This is a genomic window from Burkholderia sp. AU33803, assembly GCF_002223095.1.
Taxonomy (GTDB): domain Bacteria; phylum Pseudomonadota; class Gammaproteobacteria; order Burkholderiales; family Burkholderiaceae; genus Burkholderia.
In genome coordinates this window covers 789,621-812,189 of the sequence record NZ_NKFJ01000006.1, presented here as the reverse complement: position 1 = coordinate 812,189, position 22,569 = coordinate 789,621, and the positions used below count along the sequence as shown (strand labels likewise).

Annotated in this window: 23 protein-coding genes; 1 reads left to right on the top strand and 22 read right to left on the bottom strand. The window is 64.2% G+C overall.

Annotated elements, in window-relative coordinates; genetic code table 11:
- Positions 1 to 109 precede the first annotated feature (109 nt).
- From CFB41_RS20915 to CFB41_RS20865, 12 genes are all read right to left on the bottom strand, one after another.
- The gene (locus CFB41_RS20915; RefSeq protein ID WP_089457742.1) at positions 110 to 1,774 is read right to left on the bottom strand and encodes a DUF262 domain-containing protein; all 1,665 of its coding nucleotides are present in this window, start codon (positions 1,772 to 1,774) and stop codon (positions 110 to 112) included.
- Positions 1,775 to 2,313: 539 nt separating this feature from the next.
- The gene (locus tag CFB41_RS38245) at positions 2,314 to 2,478 is read right to left on the bottom strand and encodes a hypothetical protein (protein WP_179250122.1); all 165 of its coding nucleotides are present in this window, start codon (positions 2,476 to 2,478) and stop codon (positions 2,314 to 2,316) included.
- A 37-nt stretch (positions 2,479 to 2,515) separates the two neighbouring features.
- A complete protein-coding gene (locus CFB41_RS20910; protein ID WP_089457741.1) occupies positions 2,516 to 2,971 on the bottom strand; it encodes a GNAT family N-acetyltransferase in 456 nt (151 codons plus the stop codon).
- A 192-nt stretch (positions 2,972 to 3,163) separates the two neighbouring features.
- On the bottom strand, positions 3,164 to 3,952 hold the full coding sequence (locus CFB41_RS20905) for a hypothetical protein (RefSeq protein ID WP_089458944.1): 789 nt from the start codon (positions 3,950 to 3,952) through the stop codon (positions 3,164 to 3,166).
- Between the two features lie 105 nt (positions 3,953 to 4,057).
- The gene (locus tag CFB41_RS20900) at positions 4,058 to 5,920 is read right to left on the bottom strand and encodes a methyl-accepting chemotaxis protein (RefSeq protein ID WP_089457740.1); all 1,863 of its coding nucleotides are present in this window, start codon (positions 5,918 to 5,920) and stop codon (positions 4,058 to 4,060) included.
- A 169-nt stretch (positions 5,921 to 6,089) separates the two neighbouring features.
- Positions 6,090 to 6,770, bottom strand: coding sequence for an OmpA family protein (locus tag CFB41_RS20895; RefSeq protein ID WP_089457739.1), 681 nt, complete (start codon positions 6,768 to 6,770; stop codon positions 6,090 to 6,092).
- 39 nt (positions 6,771 to 6,809) lie between these two features.
- Positions 6,810 to 7,574: a flagellar motor protein gene (locus CFB41_RS20890; RefSeq protein ID WP_039344897.1), complete on the bottom strand. Its 765-nt coding sequence runs from the start codon at positions 7,572 to 7,574 to the stop codon at positions 6,810 to 6,812.
- Between the two features lie 13 nt (positions 7,575 to 7,587).
- Positions 7,588 to 8,829, bottom strand: coding sequence for a cyclic nucleotide-binding domain-containing protein (locus CFB41_RS20885; RefSeq protein WP_089457738.1), 1,242 nt, complete (start codon positions 8,827 to 8,829; stop codon positions 7,588 to 7,590).
- A 277-nt stretch (positions 8,830 to 9,106) separates the two neighbouring features.
- Positions 9,107 to 9,538: a lytic transglycosylase domain-containing protein gene (locus CFB41_RS20880; protein WP_039344980.1), complete on the bottom strand. Its 432-nt coding sequence runs from the start codon at positions 9,536 to 9,538 to the stop codon at positions 9,107 to 9,109.
- 89 nt (positions 9,539 to 9,627) lie between these two features.
- The gene (locus CFB41_RS20875; RefSeq protein WP_089457736.1) at positions 9,628 to 10,011 is read right to left on the bottom strand and encodes a hypothetical protein; all 384 of its coding nucleotides are present in this window, start codon (positions 10,009 to 10,011) and stop codon (positions 9,628 to 9,630) included.
- 14 nt (positions 10,012 to 10,025) lie between these two features.
- Positions 10,026 to 10,397, bottom strand: coding sequence for a hypothetical protein (locus tag CFB41_RS20870; protein WP_089443380.1), 372 nt, complete (start codon positions 10,395 to 10,397; stop codon positions 10,026 to 10,028).
- A gap of 218 nt (positions 10,398 to 10,615) precedes the next feature.
- A complete protein-coding gene (locus CFB41_RS20865; protein ID WP_089443090.1) occupies positions 10,616 to 11,281 on the bottom strand; it encodes a glutathione S-transferase family protein in 666 nt (221 codons plus the stop codon).
- 289 nt (positions 11,282 to 11,570) lie between these two features.
- Between CFB41_RS20865 and CFB41_RS20860 the strand changes: the two genes are divergently transcribed.
- On the top strand, positions 11,571 to 12,926 hold the full coding sequence (locus CFB41_RS20860) for a polyhydroxyalkanoate depolymerase (protein WP_089457735.1): 1,356 nt from the start codon (positions 11,571 to 11,573) through the stop codon (positions 12,924 to 12,926).
- A gap of 106 nt (positions 12,927 to 13,032) precedes the next feature.
- Here the strand turns inward: CFB41_RS20860 and CFB41_RS20855 are convergent, their stop codons facing one another.
- The 10 genes from CFB41_RS20855 to kdpB form a co-directional block, all read right to left on the bottom strand.
- Positions 13,033 to 13,500, bottom strand: coding sequence for a DUF3761 domain-containing protein (locus tag CFB41_RS20855; RefSeq protein ID WP_089443092.1), 468 nt, complete (start codon positions 13,498 to 13,500; stop codon positions 13,033 to 13,035).
- A gap of 60 nt (positions 13,501 to 13,560) precedes the next feature.
- Positions 13,561 to 13,698: an HHHH-motif protein gene (locus CFB41_RS38240; protein WP_167347852.1), complete on the bottom strand. Its 138-nt coding sequence runs from the start codon at positions 13,696 to 13,698 to the stop codon at positions 13,561 to 13,563.
- Between the two features lie 313 nt (positions 13,699 to 14,011).
- Positions 14,012 to 14,446: a cupin domain-containing protein gene (locus CFB41_RS20850; protein WP_089443093.1), complete on the bottom strand. Its 435-nt coding sequence runs from the start codon at positions 14,444 to 14,446 to the stop codon at positions 14,012 to 14,014.
- 93 nt (positions 14,447 to 14,539) lie between these two features.
- Complete coding sequence (locus CFB41_RS20845) at positions 14,540 to 15,307, bottom strand: ABC transporter ATP-binding protein (protein WP_039344915.1); 768 nt, start codon at positions 15,305 to 15,307, stop codon at positions 14,540 to 14,542.
- 33 nt (positions 15,308 to 15,340) lie between these two features.
- Positions 15,341 to 16,054, bottom strand: coding sequence for an ABC transporter permease (locus CFB41_RS20840; protein WP_046549412.1), 714 nt, complete (start codon positions 16,052 to 16,054; stop codon positions 15,341 to 15,343).
- Positions 16,051 to 16,740: an ABC transporter permease gene (locus CFB41_RS20835; RefSeq protein ID WP_041493367.1), complete on the bottom strand. Its 690-nt coding sequence runs from the start codon at positions 16,738 to 16,740 to the stop codon at positions 16,051 to 16,053. Before CFB41_RS20835 ends, CFB41_RS20840 begins: the two co-directional genes overlap by 4 nt.
- A gap of 174 nt (positions 16,741 to 16,914) precedes the next feature.
- Entirely contained in the window at positions 16,915 to 17,688 is a 774-nt protein-coding gene (locus CFB41_RS20830; RefSeq protein WP_039344924.1) for an ABC transporter substrate-binding protein, read from the bottom strand.
- A 273-nt stretch (positions 17,689 to 17,961) separates the two neighbouring features.
- Positions 17,962 to 18,714, bottom strand: a complete 753-nt coding sequence (locus CFB41_RS20825) for a response regulator (protein WP_089457734.1) — start codon at positions 18,712 to 18,714, stop codon at positions 17,962 to 17,964.
- Positions 18,711 to 20,417 carry a DUF4118 domain-containing protein gene (locus CFB41_RS20820; protein ID WP_089458943.1) on the bottom strand — a complete coding sequence of 569 codons (1,707 nt, stop codon included), beginning with the start codon at positions 20,415 to 20,417 and terminating at the stop codon, positions 18,711 to 18,713. Before CFB41_RS20820 ends, CFB41_RS20825 begins: the two co-directional genes overlap by 4 nt.
- 80 nt (positions 20,418 to 20,497) lie before the next feature.
- A complete protein-coding gene (kdpB, locus tag CFB41_RS20815; RefSeq protein ID WP_089458942.1) occupies positions 20,498 to 22,546 on the bottom strand; it encodes a potassium-transporting ATPase subunit KdpB in 2,049 nt (682 codons plus the stop codon).
- Between the last annotated feature and the right edge of the window lie 23 nt (positions 22,547 to 22,569).

Genomic DNA, 22,569 nt, shown 5'->3' with positions numbered 1-22,569 from the left:
GACAATCTCCTTTCAGGCAAAGGGAGATTGAGTGTGCGCCTACGGACGGTCGCTACCCGACCCTTTCCGGACCTTCGAACTCTTTCAAAGGAGACATTGGCCAACGCATTTAGACGAGCAGCCAAGCAAATCTGTCGGCAATCAGCGCCTTGCGGGCTGCGATGAAGTCGTCGTAGCGATCCATCTTCCACAGGACCGGATCTTCGGGAATCAGATGCAGCTTCAGGTAATCGGAGGACTTCCCGGCAAACCACTCCTCGGGGATGATATCGCCTTTGCCGCCAGCGCCGTTTTCAGCCCGCGTCAGCAGCATGCAGTTGGCCAGTTGGTTGCGCGCATCGTCACGGTAGAGCATGACCGGACGCCCCGTCTCTGGATTGGTCACCTTGATCGCCTTCAGGCGGCTTTGCGGAAAGATGTGGTCCACCTGCGGCAAATTGTTGTCATAGGCCGGCACGTGGCTGAAAACTGGGTACCAGAGATTGAGAATCAGGTGGATGTTCTTGGAGCCATAACCCATCTCGAAAAAACGATCATGGGTGATTTCGAGACTGCGATTCTGACTGCGGATGATGGCGAAACCCTCGTCTGCGTCGAAGCGCTCGAGCTCTTTGAAGCGTTTGACCAAAGCGTCGAGAATGCGGTCGGACTGACCGCTGAAGGCGCCCGCGAGCAGCGTGCGCACGAGGAAGTTTTCGACGTTGGCTGCGCTTGCCCAAGCGTTGGTGAAGTGGTGCCTGATGTAAACGAGGGGAATCAGCGCGATGTAGGAGGGTAAGGCCTTGTCGCACTGAATGTAGGTCTTGCTCCGCACGAAGTCTGCGACCGCGCGGATGGAGTCCGAGAGCTTGTCCCACTGGGCCTCGATCGCTTCGCGCACACCGGGCTTGCGAAATTTGGACACCTCATACTGTGCACCTTGGTCGAGCAGCACTAGGCAGGTCTTGAGGACGAAATCCCGGTCGAATGAAAATCCATGTCGGTTAAGGTCGTCGAGCAATTCTTCCATTTGCTTGTCGGCCACGTCCCACGAGGCGTTCAGGAGCGAGAACAGAAGGTCAGATTTCTCCAGCTTGGTGCCCCCCGAGTTAGCGCGGATAAAGACTTCCACGACATCATCCTCGGTGTACAGGGCGGGGTTGTCGATGCTGTCGAGCTCCTGATAGGTAACGGCCTCATCCATCTTGAAGGTTCGGTCGATAAGATCGAGGTTATCTTCTAGACGATTTTTCTCGTTATCGACGAGAATGCGCCCGGCTTTGCTTTCGATGCTCTGCATCAAATCGCGTTTCTTCCAGGTGGTGAAGACCAGATCTTTAAACTTGATCCAGGGAAAGTTGGCGCTGGCGGAAACCTTGAATTCAAAGCGGTACTTGATGTCGTCGGGCAGTGCAGAGCTTCCGCTCAGTACATCAAAGTGAAGTTCCTTGCCTTCATAGCTGCCGCATAGGCCAATGTAGAGGCTTTGCAGGCGTTGTTGGCCATCCAGAACAAGACTCTTCTTCTTGCTGTCCTCAGGCACATAGAAGGAGCTCAAGCGCAGTGACGAGGTCCAGTTGTCAATGAACTTGCGGCGACGGATCGAGCTAGTAGTTTTCCAGACCAGCAAGGTGCTGATCGGATACTCGCGCAGAATGGAATCGAACAACCGGCAGATTTGCTCCTCGCTCCAAACAAAGGGCCGCTGGATGTTGGGGAGCCAGAAGCCGCCGTCCTCATCCGGGTTGTTCAGGTAGCCGACGATTTTGCGCAGTGTCTGTTTTTGGTTTTTCATCGATCGAATCTTCCTTAAAGCGATTCTCTGAGCTTGGCGATCTCACTAGCCGGATCCGGACCGACAACGATGTTGCGCTGCTCTGACGAAGTGGCCCGGCGACGCGGTCGCCGACCCAAACCGGAAGTAGCCGGCCGTGAAAAAGCAGACGGTCAGCGTAGAAATGACCGACGCTACGTCCGAGCCGATAACCATGTTGTGCTATCTAAAAAATGATGAGATTGGAACGCCTCGGAAAACGTAGCTGCTCCCTTTACCTGTGCGCTCATAGGAGATCGGTACCCCTCTATGTCGGACGAGGATAGATTCGATTCCCCGCATTACGGACCCAATCTCCCCGGGCTCATCAAACAACCTAGCTATCTGGCCGAACGACCTCAGATGCAATTTTCGCCATTGTCGCCCGTCATAGACGTACCCATCGATGTAGTGCGTCCGATTTGCTCCAGGGTGGATGCAAACATCTCCGATGGAGGCCAAAAATGGGCGCGAGTGATAGACAGTCCCTGAAAGGGTCAACTGAGGCGGTGCGGACTTGCTCATTTACGAGCGCTCCTGAAATGGATCGAGGCGCCTGCGCGGATTTTTGCGCAGGTCGCCTTGAACGTCGACAAGGGTCTTGTGCTGGTTGTGCGATTGTCGACGATCTGGACTGTGCCGTCGACCGTCGGCTTCTGGCCGAAGCCGGACGACCAAATGGACATCACTAGATGTCCTTTCGAGTCCGCACGAGCCTGCTCCTTATAACGCGATGTATTTCTGCATGAACACACTCAACGGATCGTCCGTGTAATTGCCAAACGGCCCCCGACGCTGATATCCGGCAGACGCGTACAAAGCCAGCGCATCAGGTTGATAAGGTCCAGTTTCAAGCCTGATCACCTTGCAACCCGAGTCGGCTGCCCTTAACTCAAGCATAGTCATGAGTTTTCTCGCCACGCCCTGCCCGCGGCCACGCGGGCTGACATACATGCGCTTCAATTCGCCAAATTCGGGGTTGAGGACAATCGCCCCGCACCCGATTGCCTCGCCCTCACTATCCCTCGCAACAGCGAACAGCACGTTGGACTGCTTCAGCGACGCGATATCCAGAGCGTGCCGGCTTTCAGGCGGATACAGGGTGTCCTGGTACGCGTCCAGATCGGCGATGAGGGCGATCACGTCGGGTTGGTCGGGGGACTCGAAAGCGATAGTCATGGCAAACGGAACTGGGCAAAAGAGAAATTGAAGTACCCGGCGACGAAGCAGCGCTCAACATCGATGGCTGTCCGGTCTTCAGCCGCTGATTGTCAGCGATGTATCCGTTACTGTCGAACCTCTCAAAAAATCGGGCGAATCCGATCACCTCGTGATAACGCCCGACTCAACGACCATCAAGACAATCTCATCCTATTGAACAACCGAATCGACCATCGTCTGCGCGTCGGACACAAACCTTGAATAGCGCCTCTGCTTGGGCAATTGCTGCGCGAAACAGGCTGCCCGCTGTTCCTCCGCCACGTGCCCCGCACTGCAAGCGACAATCGTCGGCAACGTCGCATCCCGCCACAGGATATAAACCCGCGCCCCCTGCTTGATCGACACCATCAACGTATTCGGCCCATCCCGCATCCCGTCCTGGCTGTCACCCAACAGCAACGCCTTCACCATCGCATCAGTCGGTTTCCGCTTCACGGGCAATTCGGCAAACCGATACTCCGCAGCGTCGCCACCGAGTACGTCGGTGTAAAACGTCTCGTTATCGAAGATAACGGCAACATCTTCCGTGGACTTGATCCCCGCATCCGCCGTCGCCACCCACGCCTTCAAAAGCGGAACCGTCGTCACAACGAGATTCACTTTCCCGTCATTCGACTTCAAGAGCAGTCCATCCGGCCCGGGCGTCATCCCGTTGTCGATGACGAGGGTCTCCACGGTACTCCCCGCTTTCCCGGAAAACCCTCTCGCCCTAACCGCCCCGACAAGCTTAACCAGCCGCGCATTCACCTCGGCCGTGTATTTCTTGTCCAAATCCGCCTGATCCTCCATCCGCGCCGCTGTAATCGTGTCGACGGCTTTCTTCCGATAGGCGAGATAAGAATCGGTAGGCGACGCAATCACCTTCGCCCCCACTGCAGCCGCCACCGCGACGAGCACCGCCGCCACCGCCCCGATCTTCCATTTGGAAATGCGTTTCATTTTTATAAGCGTTGCCCAATCCCGCACCGACATGCAAAAACGGCTGCCGTGAAACCACGGCAGCCGTCCCTCAGAAACGCCCTATTCTAAATCGCGAATCAGACTTTACTCATCCACCTTGAAAGCCGACACCAGCCGAGTCAATTCCGCCGCCTGCTGCTTCAAGCTCGCCGCAGCCGCCGCGCTTTCCTCGACCAGCGCCGCATTCTGCTGCGTCATCTGATCGAGCGACTGCACTGCATCCCCGATCTGATCGATCCCGGCGCTCTGCTCCAGGCTCGCTTCAGCAATCTCGCTCATCATCGCGCTCACACCCTGAACCTGCGACACCACATCACGCATCACCTTCCCGGCCTCACTCACCAGCCGCGACCCGGTATTCACCGTCCCCGCGCTATGCTCGATCAGCGTCTTGATCTCCTTCGCCGCCTGCGCGCTGCGCTGTGCCAGATTCCGCACCTCAGAAGCCACCACCGCAAACCCGCGCCCTTGCTCGCCAGCCCGCGCCGCTTCCACCGCCGCATTCAACGCCAGAATATTCGTCTGAAACGAAATACTGTCGATCATCACGATGATCTCGGAGATCCGCTGCGACGCGTCGCTGATCTCCTGCATCGTGGTCACGACTTCGCCCACCACCTGCCCGCCGCGCGCAGCCGTATCGGCGGCACCGTTGATCATCTTCGCGGCCGTCGTCGCCGTTTCGGTGTTGTTCCGCACCACGGCCGTGATCTCTTCCATCGACGAAGCCGTGCGCTCCAGGTTGCTCGACTGCCCTTCGGTGCGTTCGCTGAGGTCCGCATTCCCGGTCGCAATCTGCGCCGACCCGGTCGCAATCGACGACGAAGCCGCGCGAATGCTGTGCACCAGCGTCGACAGCGACGACACGAACCGGTTGAACGCATCCGACAACTGCCCGATCTCGTCCTGGCTCTCGACCGTCATCCGGCGCGTGAGGTCACCCTGGCCGCTGGCGATCTCCGACAGCAGCGTCGCCGCGCGACGAATCGGCGCAGCAATCGCACGCCCCACCAGCCAGATCACGAGCAGCGCGACACCCAGCCCCACCACCGCCGCAACCAGCGCCGCGCTACGAATCGCACGCGTCACCGGCCCAAGCAACTCGGCCTGCGGCACCTCGACGACCACATACGCATTCAACTCCGGAATGAACGACGTCGCGATGAACCGCGCGCCGCCATCACCGTTGTAGCTCAGGTACGCATACGGCTGCCCAGCCAACAGCGTCGCCGACGCATCCCCCGGCAACCCCGGCTGATCTTTCATGAAATGCTTGCCGTCGATCAGCGACGAATCGCGATGCATCATGATCGCGCCGTCGGGACGCACGAGATACGCGAACCCGGTCTCGCCGATCCGATACGCAGCGATACCCTTCGCGAGCGCATCGACGGACAGGCTCATGCAAGCGGCACCAATCGGCACACCATCGAGCTCAACACGGCTGTTGATGAACATCATGTAGCCGCCGACCGTCACCTCGCGGTCCATGTTCACGTCGAACGCCTTGCCGGACGACAGGAAGCCGGTCAGCCACTGATCCTTGTCGGTCACCTTCCGCTGCAGGCCGGATTCGTTGTAGTAGTTGCCGCTCTTCACGGACACCCACTGCACCGACGCGGCCTTCTGCTCGTCCTTCACGTTCTTCGCGAGCTGGATCCAGTTGCGCGTGCCGGCGTCGGGTTCGCCTTCGGCTTCCCATTGCAGCAGGAACGCATCGCGCGCGAGAATCCGCGACGCGGCGATCGGCCCGGCCATCTGCCGCTGCACGTCGGCGCGGATGCCGTTCACGGCCGTCGGCAGCTCTTCGCGCACGACGCGATCGCGCACCGCGTTGCCGATCAGGCGGATGCTGAGTCCGCTCGAGATCGCGACGAACACGAGCAGGCAACTCGTCATGCTGAGAATCAGCTTGTTCTGTATGGAAAGCTTGCGCCAGAAATGCATGGGGAACCCTCGATAACCGCTCGGTCTGAGCCAGTTTGGGTTATCGGCATGCACGCGCAGAACCGCATCGCTGATCTCACATGCTCATCATGCGAGATTCGTTATGTTGTTGTCAGGCGGACATATGCGGCCGCTTATAGATGCGCGAACAACGAAAATTCAGCGCGAATCAGTATGCAACGAAGATCGTGACACGCCGGTTGCGCGCCCGCGCGGCGGCATCGTCGCCCGCGACGAGCGGCTGCGTATCGGCCCGCCCGATCGCCGCGAGCCGGTGCGGGGCGACGCCGCGCTCGGCCAAGTAGCGCACGACGCTCCCCGCCCGCGCCGACGACAGCTCCCAGTTCGATTCGTATTTCGCGTTCGCGATCGGCACGCTGTCGGTGTGGCCTTCGACGAGAATCTCGCCGGTCGCGTGATCGCTCAGTGCCTGCGCGATCTGGTTCAGCACCGGCGACGAATCGGGCAGCAGCCGCGCATCGCCGACGTTGAACAGGATCTTCGCGTCAATGCCGATCTCGACGCCATGCGGCGCTTTCACGAGCGAGATCCGGCCATTCGACTTCAACGAATCGAGCAAAGCGAGCCACGGCGGCGAGTGCTCAGGCGTCACGGCAGCGGTAGCAGCAGCGGATGCGCTCGCCGCGCTTTCGGCATGCCGCGCAAGCGTCTGGTAACGCGCATCGAGCGCGTTGTATTTCGCGAGCTGGAGCACGTACAACGCGAGAAACAGCACCATCAGCGTCGTGATGAGATCCGCGTACGAAATCAGCCAGCGGCCCGATTGCGCGCCGTCGAGTTCGTCGTCGTCGCGATCGGCGGCGGATGCACCGTCAGTTCGAGCAGTCATGCGATTGGCATTCCGGGTTCGTCGTATGACACATGCGCATCACGCGAGCGATTCGACCGCGCGCCCGCGCACGTCGCCGGTCAGGCGCGTCTCGATCGTGTGCGGCGATTCCTTGCGCGAGATCGCGAGCAAGCCGTCGAGATACAGCTTGCGAAACCGCAGCTCGCTGTCGATCTGCGCGCGCAGCTTGCCGTAAAGCGGCAGGAACACGAGGTTGGCGAACGCCAGCCCGTACAGCGTCGCGATGAACGCAACCGCGATGCCCGGCCCGAGCTGCGCCGGTTCGAGCATATGGCTCGTCACCTGCACGAGCCCGAGCACCGACCCGAGAATGCCGAACGTCGGCGCATACCCGCCGGCCTGCTGCCATACACGCGCAGCGGCGAGGCGGCTGCGTTCGTAGGCATCGAGTTCGCGCTGCAACGCGTCTTCGAGCACGGCGGTCGACACACCGTTCGCCAGCAGTTCGAGCCCGCGGCGCGCGAACGGATGGATGCCGCTCACGTCCATCGATTCGAATGCGAGCAGCCCGTCGAGCTTCGCGCGGTCGCCCCATTCGAGCAGGTCGGACAGGTTCTTGCGATCGACCTCGCGCGCACGGACGAACGCGAGCCGCAGCTGCTTCACCGCATCGAAGAAGCGCGCCCACGTGTTCTGGATCATCACCGCGCCGAGCGTGCCGCCGAGCACGATGATGAGCGCCTCGAACTGGAACAGCATCGAGAAATGCCCGCCTTCCAGCGCGAATCCGAACACGATCGCCGCACCGCCCAACAGCACACCGGCCAGGGTCAACAGGTCCATGCGCGTCTCCTCGTCATGCGTCCGATGCCGATGCGACAGGCACGGCGCCCACCGCCGGCGCCTTCGCCGCGCGCACGGCATCCAGCACGCGCTGCTCGATATCCTCGATCTCGACCGGATCGAGCTTGAGCTCGCGACGCATCACCCACGACACCTCGTTGCGCCGCGCCTCGGTCATCACGGAGAACAGCTTGTCGGCCACCGCGCGATCGTCGAGATTCGCGATCAGCTTCGCGAGATCGTAGGTATCGAACGTGCTGATGACGTCGAACAGCGTGCGCGGGTCGATCGTCACGAGATCCTCCAGCGAGCGCACCTCTCCGCGTCGCGCGTTGCGCCGCGAGAAGTACGTCACGCCCTTCTGTTCGACGTAACTGAGCACCTTCGATTTGCGGAACGCGAACAACTCGTCGGCAATCTCGCCGTTCGACAGCTTGTTGAGCAGCATCGTCTTCTCGACACCGATCAGCGCTTCGAGATCGGCCAGTTCGATGAGTTCGAGTTCGCTGTTGATCGACAGGTCGAGATCGTGATCGGCCACCTGCTGAGCGCGATCGATCACGCGCGCGGCGTCGAACGTGACGACCTGGCGCGCATCCGACGACGCCGCATAGTCCACCGCCCCGCCCACGTGATCCGCCTGCGCCGCTTCGATCGTGACGAGATTGAGCTTCTCCATGCGTCGCAGCATCGCGAGCACGTGCGGCCGCGAGTGGCCGGCAATCGCGCGGCATTTGCGGATCACGTCGGCGAGCGGCACCGAGGTTTCGGCCGCATGGGCCTGCATCGGCCGGCGCGCCCACGTGTCGCCGCCATCGCGCGCTTCGGCGCCCGCCATCAGCGACAGCACATGCGCATACGACAGCACGCCCGGCATAAAGTCGGCATGGGTGTAGGTGGCGAGCTGGTCGTCCTTGCGCTTCACGCGGCGGATCATCGTTCGCACGATGTGACGCAGCAGCGCCGACACGCGCTCGATTTCGTCGTCGAGCATGCCGGCCGGCACGACCGTCAACTGACAGAATGAAAGGGCCTTCGCGGTATGGGCACGCGGCTCGGATGCGAGCAACGCCGATTCACCGAAGAACTCGCCGCGGCCGAGTGTCGCGACGACGACGCGCTTGTCGTCGCATCGCGTGGACAGCTCGACCTTGCCGTCGGTGATCAAGAAGATGACGGGCTCACCCGCAAAACCCTGGGAGTAAATGATTTCCCCGGGCGCCGCTGTACGCGTCCACGATTGCTGACGATTCAAGTCGATTCCCCTGCTGCGCTTGCTTTCTTGTGCGGCGGCGCGTCGCGCTGCATGCGCGATCATCGCCGCCGTTCCCCGTGCTCCCGTTTACGACACGCGCTGTGGAGTTCTTTAACCTCGTCGCAGGGGTTCCGTGAGCAGAATTTGATGCAAAACGTTTGCGCTGCAGAATCGGCTTGATGCATTCGGGAAAACGACAGGCTGCGGCACGTTCGTCGAACCGGCCGAGCCCGCCGCGATCCTTACTTGCGGCCTTCAACACTCACCCAAAGGCGGCTCATTCGTGCAAGCCCCACGACACGACCACCGCATGAATGTTTCGCGCGTATTCGTCCCGATAGCGCGGCGTTTCCGAGTGATAGGCACCGATCGCCTGCCAGGTGTTCCCATAGCGGACCATCTTGCGTTTCAGCATCCACGCCGCGACGTAGATGTTCACGCACGCATCCTTCAGCGCGCGTGGCGGCACGCCATAGCGGCGCAGCTCGCCGAAATGCACCGAGTTGATCTGGGTCTGGCCGACGTCGATGCTGCCGTCCGCGTTGCGATGCACGGCAGCCGGATTGCCCTTTGATTCGTACCAGGCGATCGCGCGCAGGATATGCGGGTTGACGCCCTGATAGCCGGCCGCGCGCTCGAAGCATTCGTTGCCGGGCGCGTCGTCGGCGGCACGCACCGGCGTGACGATGAGCGCGCTCAACACCAACATCGCGAACCACAGCCATGGCGTGCAACGTCGTTGCATCGACGCCGCTCCGGTTCGGGCCGTCACGTATCCGCCGTTTCGAATCCGCGGGCTCATGGCGTCATCGCCAGCGCTGCCGCGCCGGCCCCCGTCGTGCGCCGCTCGTGCGTGCTTTTCGCCAGCGCGTCGTCGAGCTTCTTGTCCTCGGCGGCGAGCGCCGCGCGCGACTCGTCGGTCACGACGAGACGCACCTGCCATTCCGGCGCCTTCTTCACGGGCGGTGCGTGGCGCGGCTTCTTCGCGTGACGGCCGCCCGTCGGTGCGGGTGCCTGCACTTCGTCGTCGCCGCCCGCTCCCGGCGGCAGCGACGCGAATGGCGGCAGCGGTGGAAACACCTGGTTGGACGCAGCAGGGGCAAACGGCACGCCATCGCCGGGCGGCGCCGCACACGCGGTGCCGCACACGAACATGGCGGCACAGATCGACAGTCGTAGCATCGCGGGATCTCCTGTTATTGGCTCGGTCCGACCTGGACGCTGTACGGTCGGCAACTGCCGGCCGCGACGTTCTCGACGCGCACCGCCGCGGCACGCGGCGTCGCAATGCCGCGCTTGATCGACTGGTTCAGGTAGCCGAAATCCTGCGGCAGCGCGGCCACGCGAATCGTCATCGGTTGCGACTGCTTCGATGCCAGCGCACCGACTTTCGTAAGCAACGCGGTCAACTGAGGATCGCGCGCACCAAGCGCATCAGCTGGTATGACGAAATCGACGAGCGACGTCGATGCGGACGGCGCATCGGGGTGCGTATTCGCGTCCTGGTGTGCGGGTTGAAGTTGGGCGCAGCCGGCTGACGTGACGAGCGCAGCGGCAAAGACAAGCATGACGAACGGTTTCACGTGTTTCTCTTGCGGTCACTGGACCTGCGTTATCGGCACCGCGCCCGCGATGTTTACCCCGATAACGCACGAGGCCCGCCGCACGGGGCCTCACGCCGTGGCGGCGATTCGTCCGATTTAAGCGCGCTTTGGTCAGACGCCATTCATCCGATATTTGAGCGCGTCATGCATGACGACGCGTGTGCCGCACGTGATCCGGCGCGTCAGAACTCCATGTCGAGTTCGTCGATGTCTTCGTGCTCCGCCTTCGCCGCATCGATCCACTCCGCGACGAACGGTTGCGCGAGTACCTGCATGCAGTACTCGGCGACGTCGGGCTCCAGTTTCACGTCGTAGGTCAGGAAGCGCGTGACGACCGGCGCATACATCGCATCGGCGATGCCGATCTCCGCGCCGAACAGCCAGGGGCCGCCATACGCGGCCAGGCACTCGCGCCAGATCGTCACGATCCGCTCGATGTCGTGCTGCGCGCGCGACCAGATGCGGAAGCCGGGGAAATGCGCGCGCAGGTTCATCGGCAACGCGGAGCGCAACGCGCTGAAACCGGAATGCATCTCGCCGCAGATCGACCGGCAATGCGCGCGGGCTCTGCGGTCTTCAGGCAGCAGCCGCGCCTGCGGCCGGATTTCGTTCAGGTATTCGGCGATCGCGAGCGTGTCCCACACCGTGTTGCCGTCGTGGGTGAGGCACGGCACGAGAATCGACGGCGACAGCAGCAGCAACTCCGCGCGCGACGCGGCATCGATCGGCACGCTGACCGTCTCGAACGTGAGCCCGCTCAGCTTCGCGAGCAGCCAGCCGCGCATCGACCACGACGAGTAATTGCGGCTGCTGATGGTCAGCGTCGTCTGTCCTCCGGTGACTTCCATGTCGCTCCCCTGTTCAAGACCGTTCGTGCCCCTGCACCGAAAACGGACGCCGCGCGGCGTCACCCGCACCATGCCGGTGCCGCGCATTCGCCGAACTGGCGCAGCGCCGCACGCTGTCGCGTCACGTGCCGCACGACAGGCCGGCCGGGCAACGCATCGCGTGCGGCTGCCGTGTGTCGCGTGCCGCCTGCGTCGCCGCGTTCCCGAACCGCGTGCAACGCGCGTGCCAGCCGCGGGCTGGCACATCGCTTGCCTCGTTCCATGCAACGCGGCACAACGAGCGACAGCCATGAATCTGCTTGCCTATCCGTTCTATCAATGGTCTGCAGAATGCACGCGCCCGGCGCGCGCATGGGCCGCCGCTACCCGCGCGACGATGTCGCTGTGGCCACCCGCCACCGCGACGCCAACCGGCCGCATGCTCGACGCGCTGTGCGAACTGCTCGAATGCTGCGCGTTCTCGCATCGGCGTCCGCCGTTCGGCATCGCGTCGATCGTCGTCGACGGCGAAACGGTGCCGATCGTCGAGGAAGCCGCCGCGGGCACCCCGTTCGGCACGCTGCTGCATTTCCGCAAGGCGCGGCCGGTGGCGCGCCAGCCGCGCGTGCTGATCGTCGCACCGATGTCCGGGCATTTCGCGACGCTGCTGCGCGGCACGGTGCAGACGATGCTCGCCGACCACGACGTGTACATCACCGATTGGCACAACCCGCGCGACATCCCGCTGACGGCCGGACGGTTCGGCTTCGACGAATACGTCGCGCACGTGATCGACTTCATCCACCAGATCGGCCCGGATGCGCACGTGCTCGCGATCTGCCAGCCGACCGTCGCCGCGCTCGCGGCAGTTTCGTTGATGGCGGCCGGCGGCGATCCGGCGCAGCCCGCGAGCCTGACGCTGATGGCAGGCCCGATCGATTGCCGCGTGAATCCGACGAAGGTCAACGCGCTCGCGACGAGCCAGCCGATCGAATGGTTCGCGCGCAACCTGATCAGCGTCGTGCCGGCGGGCTTCGTCGGGGCGCAGCGCTGCGTGTATCCGGGCTTCGTGCAGGTGGGCGCGTTCATGTCGATGAATCCCGATCGCCATGCGGCGTCGCTCGCCGACCTGTATTACGAGCGCGCGAAGGGCGATCCGGCGAAGGCCGACACGCTGCGGCACTTCTACGACGAATACTTCGCGACCGCCGATCTCACCGCGGAGTTCTATCTGGAAACGGTCGAGAAGGTGTTCCAGCAATACGCGCTCGCGCGCGGCGAGCTGACGGTCGGCGACCGGCTCGTCGAACCGGCGGCGATTCATCGCACCGCGCTGTTGACGATCGAGGGCGAGAAGGACGACATCTGCGCGGTCGGCCAGACGGTGGCCGCGCAGGAGCTGTGCTCGGGGTTACCGCCGTACCTGAAGACACACCATGTGCAGACGGGCGCGGGCCATTACGGCGTGTTCAACGGCAGCCGCTGGGAAACGCAGATCTATCCGATCGTGCGTGCAACGATCCACGACAACGAGCCATACGATCGCACTGCCGATGCAGACGGTCACGCGGACGGCACGCTCTACGTGACGCTGCGCGCGCTGCTCGACGCCCGCGCGGCCGCGCACGATGCAGCGACCGACACGCAATCACAGCTCGCGCACTGAAGCCGGACGGCGCTGAAAATGAAACGCCCCGCCGTTGATGGCGGGGCGTGCGTTGCTGCAGTGTTCGGACGATGCGCGAGGGAGCGGCCTCGCGCGTCAGCCTGCGTTACGAACAGGCCTTGCCGTGCGATGCGTGGTAGCCCTTCGCCTTCGCGTCGGCTTCCGACATGTAGCTGCCGTGCTTCGTCTTGCCGTAGTACTTGTCGGTCGAGCAGTGGTAGACCTTCGTGCTGTCATTGGCCCATACCTTGCCCGCGCCGCCGCCCGGCGCTGCCGCCGCGGTCGTTGCTGCCGCGCTCTTCGCCGGCGCGGTGCCCGATGCAGGCGCTGCGGAGGCTGCCGTGGCCGGCGCTGCGGCCGGTGCGCTGGCGGCTGCCGCCGACGATGCGCCGTACCAGGTCTTCACACCCTTGTGGCCGGCACACGCGCCCTTCTTCGATGCGCCCGAGTAGAACGAGCCATCCTTGCACAGACCGGTCGTGCCGGCCGGCGCGCTGGCCGGAACCTGCGCGAATGCACCGATCGACAACCCCATGCCGGCGACCAGCGCGGCGATCAACATCGTCTTTTTCATAGTCCTCTCCTGATTTGCCTGATAAAGCATGCGTTCCGGGTATCCCCGGGAAAGTCGCGGTTACCGCACCCAGCGGCACACGCGATGGTGGTGATGATCGAAATGACACACACGGTGCGAATGCGCTTCGGCCAGTGCCGGAGCAAGGACGGCACATGCCACTGCGGTGGCCGTCAGGATCTTCGCGATGCGCTTCATGAAACTCTCCCGGGTAACTCAACCGGTGATCCGGCTGGTACCTCCTTAACGCCGGTCGTCGACTCGCCGTGCACCGCGTCCACGCGCAATTGACGATATTTGACATCGAGGCGCCGTCAACGCATCGAAGCCGACGAATGTCTTTCTTTCCTTTCAGGATCTTCAGCTTCGCGACGATTCGGAATTCGAAAGAATGTGAAGCAGGGAAAGCGGTTCGCACGGAAACCTCCGTGGAACGCGCAAGAAAAAACCGCCACGAGGGCGGTTTGTCACAAACAGGCGTACCGACGATGCATGCGGCAACACCACGCAGCTACGCCCCCGCCTCTCCCCAAGGCGTCGGCGGCGGCACCGCGCACGGCCCCTCGACATCGATCGACGTGAAATCGGCGGGCCCGACGATCTCCAGGTACTCCATGTCAGGCGAGTAGTCGAACAGGTAGTGGACGATCCCCGGCGCCTGGTGCACGCAGTCGCCGGCCGCCACCAGCGTTTCCTGGTCGCCGTACATGAAGCGCGCCCAGCCCTTCAGCATGATCACGATATGGAACTCGGCCTCGTGACGGTGCCAGCCGGTGCCCGCCTCCGGTGCATGATTCGCCCTGACGAGTTGCGCGACGACCTTGCCGTTCGTCGCGGCCGCGATACCGAGATCGCGATACAGGAAGAAGTCGCGCAGGCCTTCGCCGCGATACGCGGTGTCCTGCGGCTTCACATGGGAAAAGGCGGTGGTGATCGGTGTGCTCATCGCGGTGCTCCTTCATTGAAAGGATCCCGCGTGACAAGCATTTAGCGTTCCAGTATGCGACGTCGCCGATGACGCGCGACGCCGCCTGCCCGCTTACTTCAACCGCCCCGACAGAAACTGCCCGAGCCGTTCGCTCTTCGGATTCACGAGAATCTCCTGCGGATTCCCCTCCTCCTCGATCTTCCCCTGATGCAGGAAGATCACGTGATTCGACACGTTGCGTGCGAAACCCATCTCGTGCGTGACGACGACCATCGTGCGGCCTTCTTCCGCGAGCTTCTGCATCACCTTCAGCACTTCGCCGACGAGCTCCGGATCGAGCGCCGAGGTCGGCTCGTCGAACAGCATCACTTCCGGCTCCATCGCCAGCGCGCGCGCAATCGCGACGCGCTGCTGCTGGCCGCCCGACAGGTGCGACGGATACATGCCCTCGACGCGCGGTGCGAGGCCGACCTTCTCCAGGTACTTGCGCGCCCGCGCGATCGCCTCGTCCTTGCCGACGCCGAGCACGGCCATCGGCGCTTCGATGATGTTCTCGAGCACCGTCATGTGGGCCCACAGGTTGAAGTGCTGGAACACCATCGACAGCTTCGTGCGCATCCGCTGCAGCTGCTTCTGGTCGGCCACGCGCAGCGAGCCGTTGCGGTCGCGCGTGGTCTGGATCGGCTCGCTGCCGATCGTGATCTGCCCCGAGCACGGCTGCTCGAGGAAGTTGATGCAGCGCAGGAACGTGCTCTTGCCGGAGCCGCTCGAGCCGATGATGCTGATCACGTCGCCGGCCTTCGCCTTCATCGACACGCCCTTCAACACCTCGTTGTCGCCGAACTTCTTGTGCAGGTTGTCAACGGTAAGCTTGTACATGCTGGGTCCTTCCTTGCGAATCTTGCGAATGCGTTAATGGCCGCGCGGCGAGAGGTACGCGAGCCAGCGCGTCTCGAGCTTGCGGAACGCCCAGATGAGCGTGAACACGACGGCGGCGTACAGCACGGCCGCGATGCCGTAGGCCTGGAACGACATGTAGGTCGCCGAATTGACGTCGCGCGTGACCTTCAGGATGTCGGGCACGGTCGCGGTGAATGCGAGCGTCGTCGCGTGCAGCATCAGGATCACCTCGTTGCTGTAGCTCGGCAGCGAGCGGCGCAGCGCGGAAGGCAGGATGATCCGCGTGTAGAGCTTGAAGCGCGACATCCCGTAGGCCATGCCGGCCTCGATCTCGCCGGCCGACGTCGCCTTGATCGCGCCCGCGAAAATTTCGGTGGCATACGCGCATTCGTTCAGCACGAACGCGAGCAGCGTGCAGTTCATCGCGTTGCGGAAGAACGTGTCGAGCAGCACGTGGTTGTGCACGACCTGCAGGCTGTAGATGCCCGTGTAGCACATCAGCAACTGCACGTAGAGCGGCGTGCCGCGGAACACGTACGTATAGAGCCACACCGGGCCGGAGATCCAGCGGTTCGACGACGCGCGCGCGATCGCGAGCGGCACGGCGAGCGCGAAGCCGAACGCGATCGATACCACCAGCAGCCACAGCGTGATCGCGAGGCCGCTGAAGCGGTAGCCGTCGGTATAGAGATAGCTTTGCCAGTACTGGCTGACGAGTTCGATCACAGTGCGAGCCTCCGGACGCCGACGGAATAACGCTTCTCGAGGTGATGCAGCACGACGTTGGACACCGTCGTGATCGCGAGGTAGATCGCGCCTGCAGCCAGCGTGAAGAAGAAGAAATCGAGCGTGCTCTTGCCGGCGTCCTGCGACGCCTTGACGACGTCGGCAAGGCCGATGATCGACACGAGCGCGGTGGCCTTCACGAGCACCTGCCAGTTGTTGCCGATGCCGGGCAGCGCGAAGCGCATCATCTGCGGGAACAGGATGCGGCGGAACACGCGCCAGCCGCTCATCCCGTATGCGAAGCCCGCTTCGAGCTGGCCGCGCGGCACCGCGAGAAACGCGCCGCGGAACGTCTCGGTGAAGTACGCACCGTAGATGAAGCCGAGCGTGATGACGCCGGCCACGAACGGGTCGATGTCGATCTGGTCCCAGCCGAGCATGTCGGTGACGTTGTTCAGCAGGATCTGGATCCCGTAGAACAGCAGCAGCATCAGCACGAGGTCCGGCACCGCGCGGATCAGCGTCGTGTAGAAGGTGCCGATCGACTTGAGCATGCGGTTCGTCGACAGTTTCGCGCTCGCGCCGATGAGGCCCAGCACGAGCGACGCCGCGAGCGACAGCACCGCGAGCTTCACGGTTTCCACCGTGCCGGCCCACAACAGCGGGCCAAATCCTTGGAAGATCATAGGAGGGATCCAGAACGATGTGGCTGGATTGTCAATAGCCATTACCCGCGCATCAAACGATATCTGCGCACTACCTGATGCAGCCTGCTCATCAAGTCGGACGCATCGCGCGAAGCGGGTTGCACCCGCGACGGACGCGGCGCGCATCGCAACCGGTGCGCGCCGCGGGGAGCATCAACCGCCGTAGACGTCGAACGCGAAGTACTTCTTCTCGAGCTTCTTGTACGTGCCGTCCTTGATGATGTCGGCAATCGCGTGGTCGATCTTCGCCTTCAGGTCGGCGTCGTCCTTGCGCAGCCCGATGCCGGCGCCGTTGCCGAGCGTCTTCGGATCGTCGATGTCCTTGCCGGCGAATTCGAAGTTCGCGCCGCGCGGCGTCTTCAGGAAGCCGATGTCGGCCTGCACCGCGTCCTGCAGCGCCGCGTCGAGGCGGCCCGACATCAGGTCCTGGTACACGCCGTCCTGGTTCTGGTAAGGCACGACCTGCACGCCCTTCGGCGCCCAGTAGGCCTTCGCGTAGGTTTCCTGGATGGTGCCCTGCTCGACGCCCACCGACTTGCCCTTCAGCGATTCGGCCGTCGGCTGCAGGTTCGTGCCCTTCTTCGCGACGAGGCGCGTCGGCGTGTTGAACAGCTTGTCGGAGAATGCGATCTGCTCGGCGCGCGCCGGCGTCATCGACATCGACGACAGCACGCCGTCGAACTTCTTCGCCTTCAGCGCGGGAATCATCCCGTCGAAGTCGTTCTCGATCCACACGCATTTCGCCTTCAGGCGGGCGCAGATCTCGTTGCCGAGATCGACGTCGAAGCCGACGACCTTGCCGCTTGCGTCCTTCGATTCGAACGGCGGATAGCTGGCGTCGACGCCGAACCGGATCGTCGACCAATCCTTGGCGTGGGCACCGACCGCGATGCAGGCAAGGGCAATACTGAGCGCGAGTTTCTTCATGGCGTTCCTGTCAGAGGCGAACTGGGCCGGGTTCCGTCGGGCAGCGCCGCCGTGACCCCTTCCAACCCGGGGGTCGCCCCTTCCGGCGACACCTCAAGTTGTACATACAACTTTGCCTTTTCAGAAGGTGCGCCAGCAATCCGTGTTTATCTCTAATTGTCGGTTCAATAGGATCGTGGGTCGCAAATTTCCTTATATTTCAATTAATTGCGAATTACACCGAGCTAAACAACAGCTTTCTCCGGGCGTTGGCGAACGACGGGGAGCTGGATTTCAGTTGTCTAGACCTGCCGGCGCCGCGCCGCACGGCCCGTCCGCCGTGGCGACCGTTTCTAGACCGACCAGCCGGTAGCCGAACTGCAGCTCCGTCAGCAGGTGCCGCGGGCGTGCCGGCACCGGCTCGAGTTTCTGCCGCAGGTTCGTCATGTACACGCGCACGTAGTGCGCGCGGTCGGCGTCGTGGATGCCCCAGACCTCCGCCAGCAACTGCCGTGCGGCGATCACGCCGCCGCGTGCGCGGATCAGCGCGGCGAGCAGCCGGAATTCGAGGCGCGTCAGGTGAACGGGCACGCCGCCGCGCGCCACTTCGTGCTTGCCGAGATCGACGGTCACGTCGCCGAACCGCACGATCGACGACGACTGCCCGTCGGCCGAGACGAACGCCGCGCGCCGCAACTGCGCACGCGCCCGTGCGAGCAGTTCGGGCACGCCGAACGGCTTCGGCAGGTAATCGTCCGCGCCCGCATCGAGCGCCGCGACCTTCTCCACTTCCTGCTGCCGCGCCGACAGCACGATCACCGGCACCGTCGACCACTTGCGCAGCTCGCGGATGAAGGTCTTGCCGTCGTCGTCCGGCAGCCCGAGATCGACGATCACGAGATCGGGCTTGCTGCTCGACGCATACATCCGCGCCTCGCGGGCCGTCGACGCCTCGCAGGTGTCGAGCCCTTCCTGTTCCAGCGCCATCCGCACGAAACGGCGGATGTCCGATTCGTCCTCGACGATAAGTACGCGCGATCTGATCATGTCCGGCTCTCGTGTTCGATATCGGGCGGCGCGCCCAGTGGCAGGCGAACCTCGAACCGCGCGCCGTGCGGCTCGAGCGGCACCGCACGGATCGAGCCGCCGTGCGCGTTGACGATGCTGCGGCACAGCGCGAGCCCGAGCCCCACGCCGCTGATCGACGATTCCTTGCGCTCGCGCTCGAACGGTTCGAACAGCGGCTCGGTGTTGCGCGCGATGAAGCCGGGGCCGTCGTCCTCGACGAAGACGTACAGCGTTTCGCCGAACACGCGCGCCCGCACCGCCACGGCCGCATCCGCGCCCGCATACTTCGCCGCGTTGTCGAGCAGGTTCATCAGCACGCGCTCGATCAGCAGCGCGTCGACGTCGATCAGCGGCAGGTCGGCCGGCAAGTCGGTGCTCACGTCGCGGCCGGCCAGCACGCCGGCCGAATGCGCGAGCGCACTGCCGACGATCTCGTCGAGCATGTGCCATTCGCGATTCAGCCGCACGCCCTCGCTCTGCATGCGCGCGAGATCGAGCAGGTTGACGACGAGCCCGTGCAGCGCCTCGGCCTGGTTGCGGATGCCGTGCGCGAGCGCGGCCGGCTGCCCGTCGGCGAGCCGCTCGGGCCGCTCCAGTGTCTCGGCGAGCCCGCGGATCGCGGTCAGCGGCGTCTTCAGGTCGTGCGACACCGCGGCGAGCAGCGCGTTGCGCAGCCGCTCGCCTTCGATGCGAACCAGCGTGTGCTGCGCGACACCGACGTAGTGCACGCGTTCGAGCGCCATCGCGATCGACGAGCACAATGCGTCGATCAGGCGGCGATCGTCGGGATCGGTGGGCACCGGCTGCGCGTCGCCGAACAGCACGAGCACGCCGCGCACGCGCATCGGCGCCTTCAGCGGCAGGTACTGCGCGGTCGCGCGCTCGAACGGCGGCAGCCCGCACCCGGCGCCACGCGCATGCTCGTAGACCCAGCGGGCGATCGGTGCTTCGACGAACCGGGCGTGCTGCGCCGGCATCAGATGGTCATTTGCATCCGGCAGCACGAGCGCGACGCGCACGCCGAGCAGCGGCGCGATCGTGCCGGTGCAGATCGATGCGATCTGCTCGGTCTCGATCGCCGCCGACAGGTCATGCGCGACCCGTGCCAGCGCCGCCGAGCGCTTCTCGTTCGCACGCGCGGCCCGCGCCTCCGCACGCAATCTCGCCGCAAGCTGGCCGATCGCGAGCGCGACCGCCAGCATCAGCGCGAACGTGAACACGTACTGCGTATCGGACACCGCGAATGACAGCCTCGGCTCGACGAAGAAGAAGTCGAAGCAGCCGACGCACACGAATGCGGCCCACGCGCCGGCGAGCCGGCCGAGCCGCAGCGCGATCAGCACGACGGTCATCAGGAACAGCATCACGACGTTCGACAGGTCGAACACGCGCAGCAGCGCGCTGGCCGCCAGCGTCGCCAGCGCGCACACGAGCGTGGCGAGCAGCAGCGGCACCGCGTACTGCGACATCCACACGTGCGTGCGCGGTCGCGCTTCGCGCACGGCCAGCGTCGGCTGCGTGTCGGGCCCGGCGCCCGCGATGCGGTCGGCCAGCGTCGCGCCTACGCGCAGCACGCCGCGCCAGCGGTCGCGGCGCACGCTTCCCCCACTGCGGCGGGCGGCGGTGTCCCGCGGCCCCGTTGCGCGTCGATTCGCTTCGCTCACGTTCACATTCACATCCATGATCGCTTCCGGCAATTGAAACGCCGAACGGCCCCGCGCACGCCATGAAGGCGTGAGCGGGGCCGCGACGGCGCGTTCGGTCAGATAAATGGCGTCAACAGCATGTCGATCAGCTTGATGCCGATGAACGGCGCGATGATGCCGCCCACGCCATAGATCAGCAGGTTGCGCCCCAGCAGCTTCTCGGCCGGCTCCGCGCGATACTTCACGCCCTTCAGCGCGAGCGGGATCAGCGCGACGATGATCAGCGCATTGAAGATCACCGCCGACAGGATCGCCGACGTCGGGGTGTGCAGCCCCATCACGTTCAGCGCGCCGAGCGCCGGATACGTCGCGACGAACGCGGCCGGGATGATCGCGAAGTACTTCGCGAGATCGTTGGCCACGCTGAACGTGGTCAGCGCACCGCGCGTCATGATCATCTGCTTGCCGACCTCGACCACCTGCATCAGCTTCGTCGGGTTGCTGTCGAGGTCGACCATGTTGGCCGCCTCCTTCGCCGCCTGCGTGCCGCTGTGCATCGCGACGGCCACGTCGGCCTGCGCGAGCGCGGGCGCGTCGTTGGTGCCGTCGCCCGTCATTGCGACGAGATGGCCCTTCGCCTGGTGCTCGCGGATCAGCCGCAACTTGTCCTCCGGCGTCGCTTCGGCGAGGTAGTCGTCGACGCCGGCTTCCGCCGCGATCGCGGCCGCGGTGAGCCGGTTGTCGCCGGTGATCATCACGGTCTTCACGCCGACCTTGCGCAGCTCGGCGAAACGCGCGGCGATCCCGTGCTTGACGATGTCCTTCAGCTCGATCGCACCGAGCACGCGGGCACCGTCGGCCACGACGAGCGGCGTGCCGCCGCGTCGCGCGATGTCGTTGACGGCCGTCTCGACCGCTTGAGGAAACACACCGCCGAGCGCATCGACGTGCGCGCGGACCGCGGAGGCCGCGCCCTTGCGCACCTGACGGTCGCCGATATCGAGGCCGCTCATCCGCGTGCGTGCGCTGAACGGCACGGTGACGCTGCCGGCGGTCGCGGCCACGTCCAGCGAGAAGCGCTGCTTCGCGAGCGCGACGATAGAGCGCCCCTCGGGCGTTTCGTCGGCGAGCGACGACAGTTGCGCGGCCTCGGCCAGCGCACGCTCGTCCACGCCCGGCGCCGGCCGGAACTGCACGGCCTCGCGATTGCCGAGCGTGATCGTGCCGGTCTTGTCGAGCAGCAGCACGTCGACGTCACCGGCCGCCTCGATCGCGCGGCCCGACGTCGCGAGCACGTTCGCCCGCATCATGCGGCTCATCCCCGCGATGCCGATCGCCGACAGCAGCGCACCGATCGTCGTCGGGATCAGGCACACGAGCAGCGCGATCAGCACCGTCAGGCTCACCGCCGTGCCCGACGCGTTCAGCAGCACGCTGAACTGCGAGAACGGCAGCAGCGTCACGCACACGAGCAGGAAAATGATCGTCAGCGCGACGAGCAGGATCGTCAGCGCGACCTCGTTCGGCGTCTTGCCGCGCTTCGCGCCTTCGACCATCGCGATCATCCGGTCGAGGAACGCCTCGCCCGGTTGCGCGGTGATCTTCACGATGATCCAGTCGGACAGCACGCGCGTGCCGCCCGTCACCGACGAAAAATCGCCGCCCGACTCGCGGATTACCGGCGCGGATTCGCCGGTGATCGCCGATTCGTCGACCGACGCGACGCCGTCGATCACTTCGCCGTCGGCCGGAATCGTGTCGCCGGCTTCGACGAGCACGATGCTGCCGGCCGCGAGCTCGTCGCTCGGCACACGATGGCTGGTGCTGCCGAATTGCTTCGGCTCGTCGAGCACCTTCGCGTACACGCGCTTGCGCGCCGCACGCAGCGCATCGGCCTGCGCCTTGCCGCGCCCTTCGGCCAGCGCCTCGGCCGCGTTCGCGAACAGCACGGTGAACCACAGCCAGCACGCGACCGCGAAGATGAAGCCGGCCGGCGCGTCGCCCGTGCCGGCCAGCGCCTGCAGCCACAGCACGGTCGTGACGATGCTGCCGAGATACACGACGAACATCACGGGATTCTTCAACTGCACGCGCGGCGCGAGCTTGCGGAACGCCTCGCGCAGCACGGCCGTCCAGCGCATCGGCGGCACGCCGCCGGCCGGCATCGCCACTGGATTGATCGGGGTTT

Excerpts from the sequence above, each read along its gene's own strand:
- CFB41_RS20915 (WP_089457742.1), bottom strand. The coding sequence starts at position 1,774 with ATGAAAAACCAAAAACAGACACTGCGCAAAATCGTCGGCTACCTGAAC.
- CFB41_RS38245 (WP_179250122.1), bottom strand. The coding sequence starts at position 2,478 with ATGTCCATTTGGTCGTCCGGCTTCGGCCAGAAGCCGACGGTCGACGGC.
- CFB41_RS20910 (WP_089457741.1), bottom strand. The coding sequence starts at position 2,971 with ATGACTATCGCTTTCGAGTCCCCCGACCAACCCGACGTGATCGCCCTC.
- CFB41_RS20905 (WP_089458944.1), bottom strand. The coding sequence starts at position 3,952 with ATGAAACGCATTTCCAAATGGAAGATCGGGGCGGTGGCGGCGGTGCTC.
- CFB41_RS20900 (WP_089457740.1), bottom strand. The coding sequence starts at position 5,920 with ATGCATTTCTGGCGCAAGCTTTCCATACAGAACAAGCTGATTCTCAGC.
- CFB41_RS20895 (WP_089457739.1), bottom strand. The coding sequence starts at position 6,770 with ATGACTGCTCGAACTGACGGTGCATCCGCCGCCGATCGCGACGACGAC.
- CFB41_RS20890 (WP_039344897.1), bottom strand. The coding sequence starts at position 7,574 with ATGGACCTGTTGACCCTGGCCGGTGTGCTGTTGGGCGGTGCGGCGATC.
- CFB41_RS20880 (WP_039344980.1), bottom strand. The coding sequence starts at position 9,538 with ATGTTGGTGTTGAGCGCGCTCATCGTCACGCCGGTGCGTGCCGCCGAC.
- CFB41_RS20875 (WP_089457736.1), bottom strand. The coding sequence starts at position 10,011 with ATGCTACGACTGTCGATCTGTGCCGCCATGTTCGTGTGCGGCACCGCG.
- CFB41_RS20870 (WP_089443380.1), bottom strand. The coding sequence starts at position 10,397 with ATGCTTGTCTTTGCCGCTGCGCTCGTCACGTCAGCCGGCTGCGCCCAA.
- CFB41_RS20865 (WP_089443090.1), bottom strand. The coding sequence starts at position 11,281 with ATGGAAGTCACCGGAGGACAGACGACGCTGACCATCAGCAGCCGCAAT.
- CFB41_RS20860 (WP_089457735.1), top strand. The coding sequence starts at position 11,571 with ATGAATCTGCTTGCCTATCCGTTCTATCAATGGTCTGCAGAATGCACG.
- CFB41_RS20855 (WP_089443092.1), bottom strand. The coding sequence starts at position 13,500 with ATGAAAAAGACGATGTTGATCGCCGCGCTGGTCGCCGGCATGGGGTTG.
- CFB41_RS38240 (WP_167347852.1), bottom strand. The coding sequence starts at position 13,698 with ATGAAGCGCATCGCGAAGATCCTGACGGCCACCGCAGTGGCATGTGCC.
- CFB41_RS20850 (WP_089443093.1), bottom strand. The coding sequence starts at position 14,446 with ATGAGCACACCGATCACCACCGCCTTTTCCCATGTGAAGCCGCAGGAC.
- CFB41_RS20845 (WP_039344915.1), bottom strand. The coding sequence starts at position 15,307 with ATGTACAAGCTTACCGTTGACAACCTGCACAAGAAGTTCGGCGACAAC.
- CFB41_RS20835 (WP_041493367.1), bottom strand. The coding sequence starts at position 16,740 with ATGATCTTCCAAGGATTTGGCCCGCTGTTGTGGGCCGGCACGGTGGAA.
- CFB41_RS20830 (WP_039344924.1), bottom strand. The coding sequence starts at position 17,688 with ATGAAGAAACTCGCGCTCAGTATTGCCCTTGCCTGCATCGCGGTCGGT.
- CFB41_RS20825 (WP_089457734.1), bottom strand. The coding sequence starts at position 18,714 with ATGATCAGATCGCGCGTACTTATCGTCGAGGACGAATCGGACATCCGC.
- CFB41_RS20820 (WP_089458943.1), bottom strand. The coding sequence starts at position 20,417 with ATGGATGTGAATGTGAACGTGAGCGAAGCGAATCGACGCGCAACGGGG.
- kdpB (WP_089458942.1), bottom strand. The coding sequence starts at position 22,546 with ATGCCGGCCGGCGGCGTGCCGCCGATGCGCTGGACGGCCGTGCTGCGC.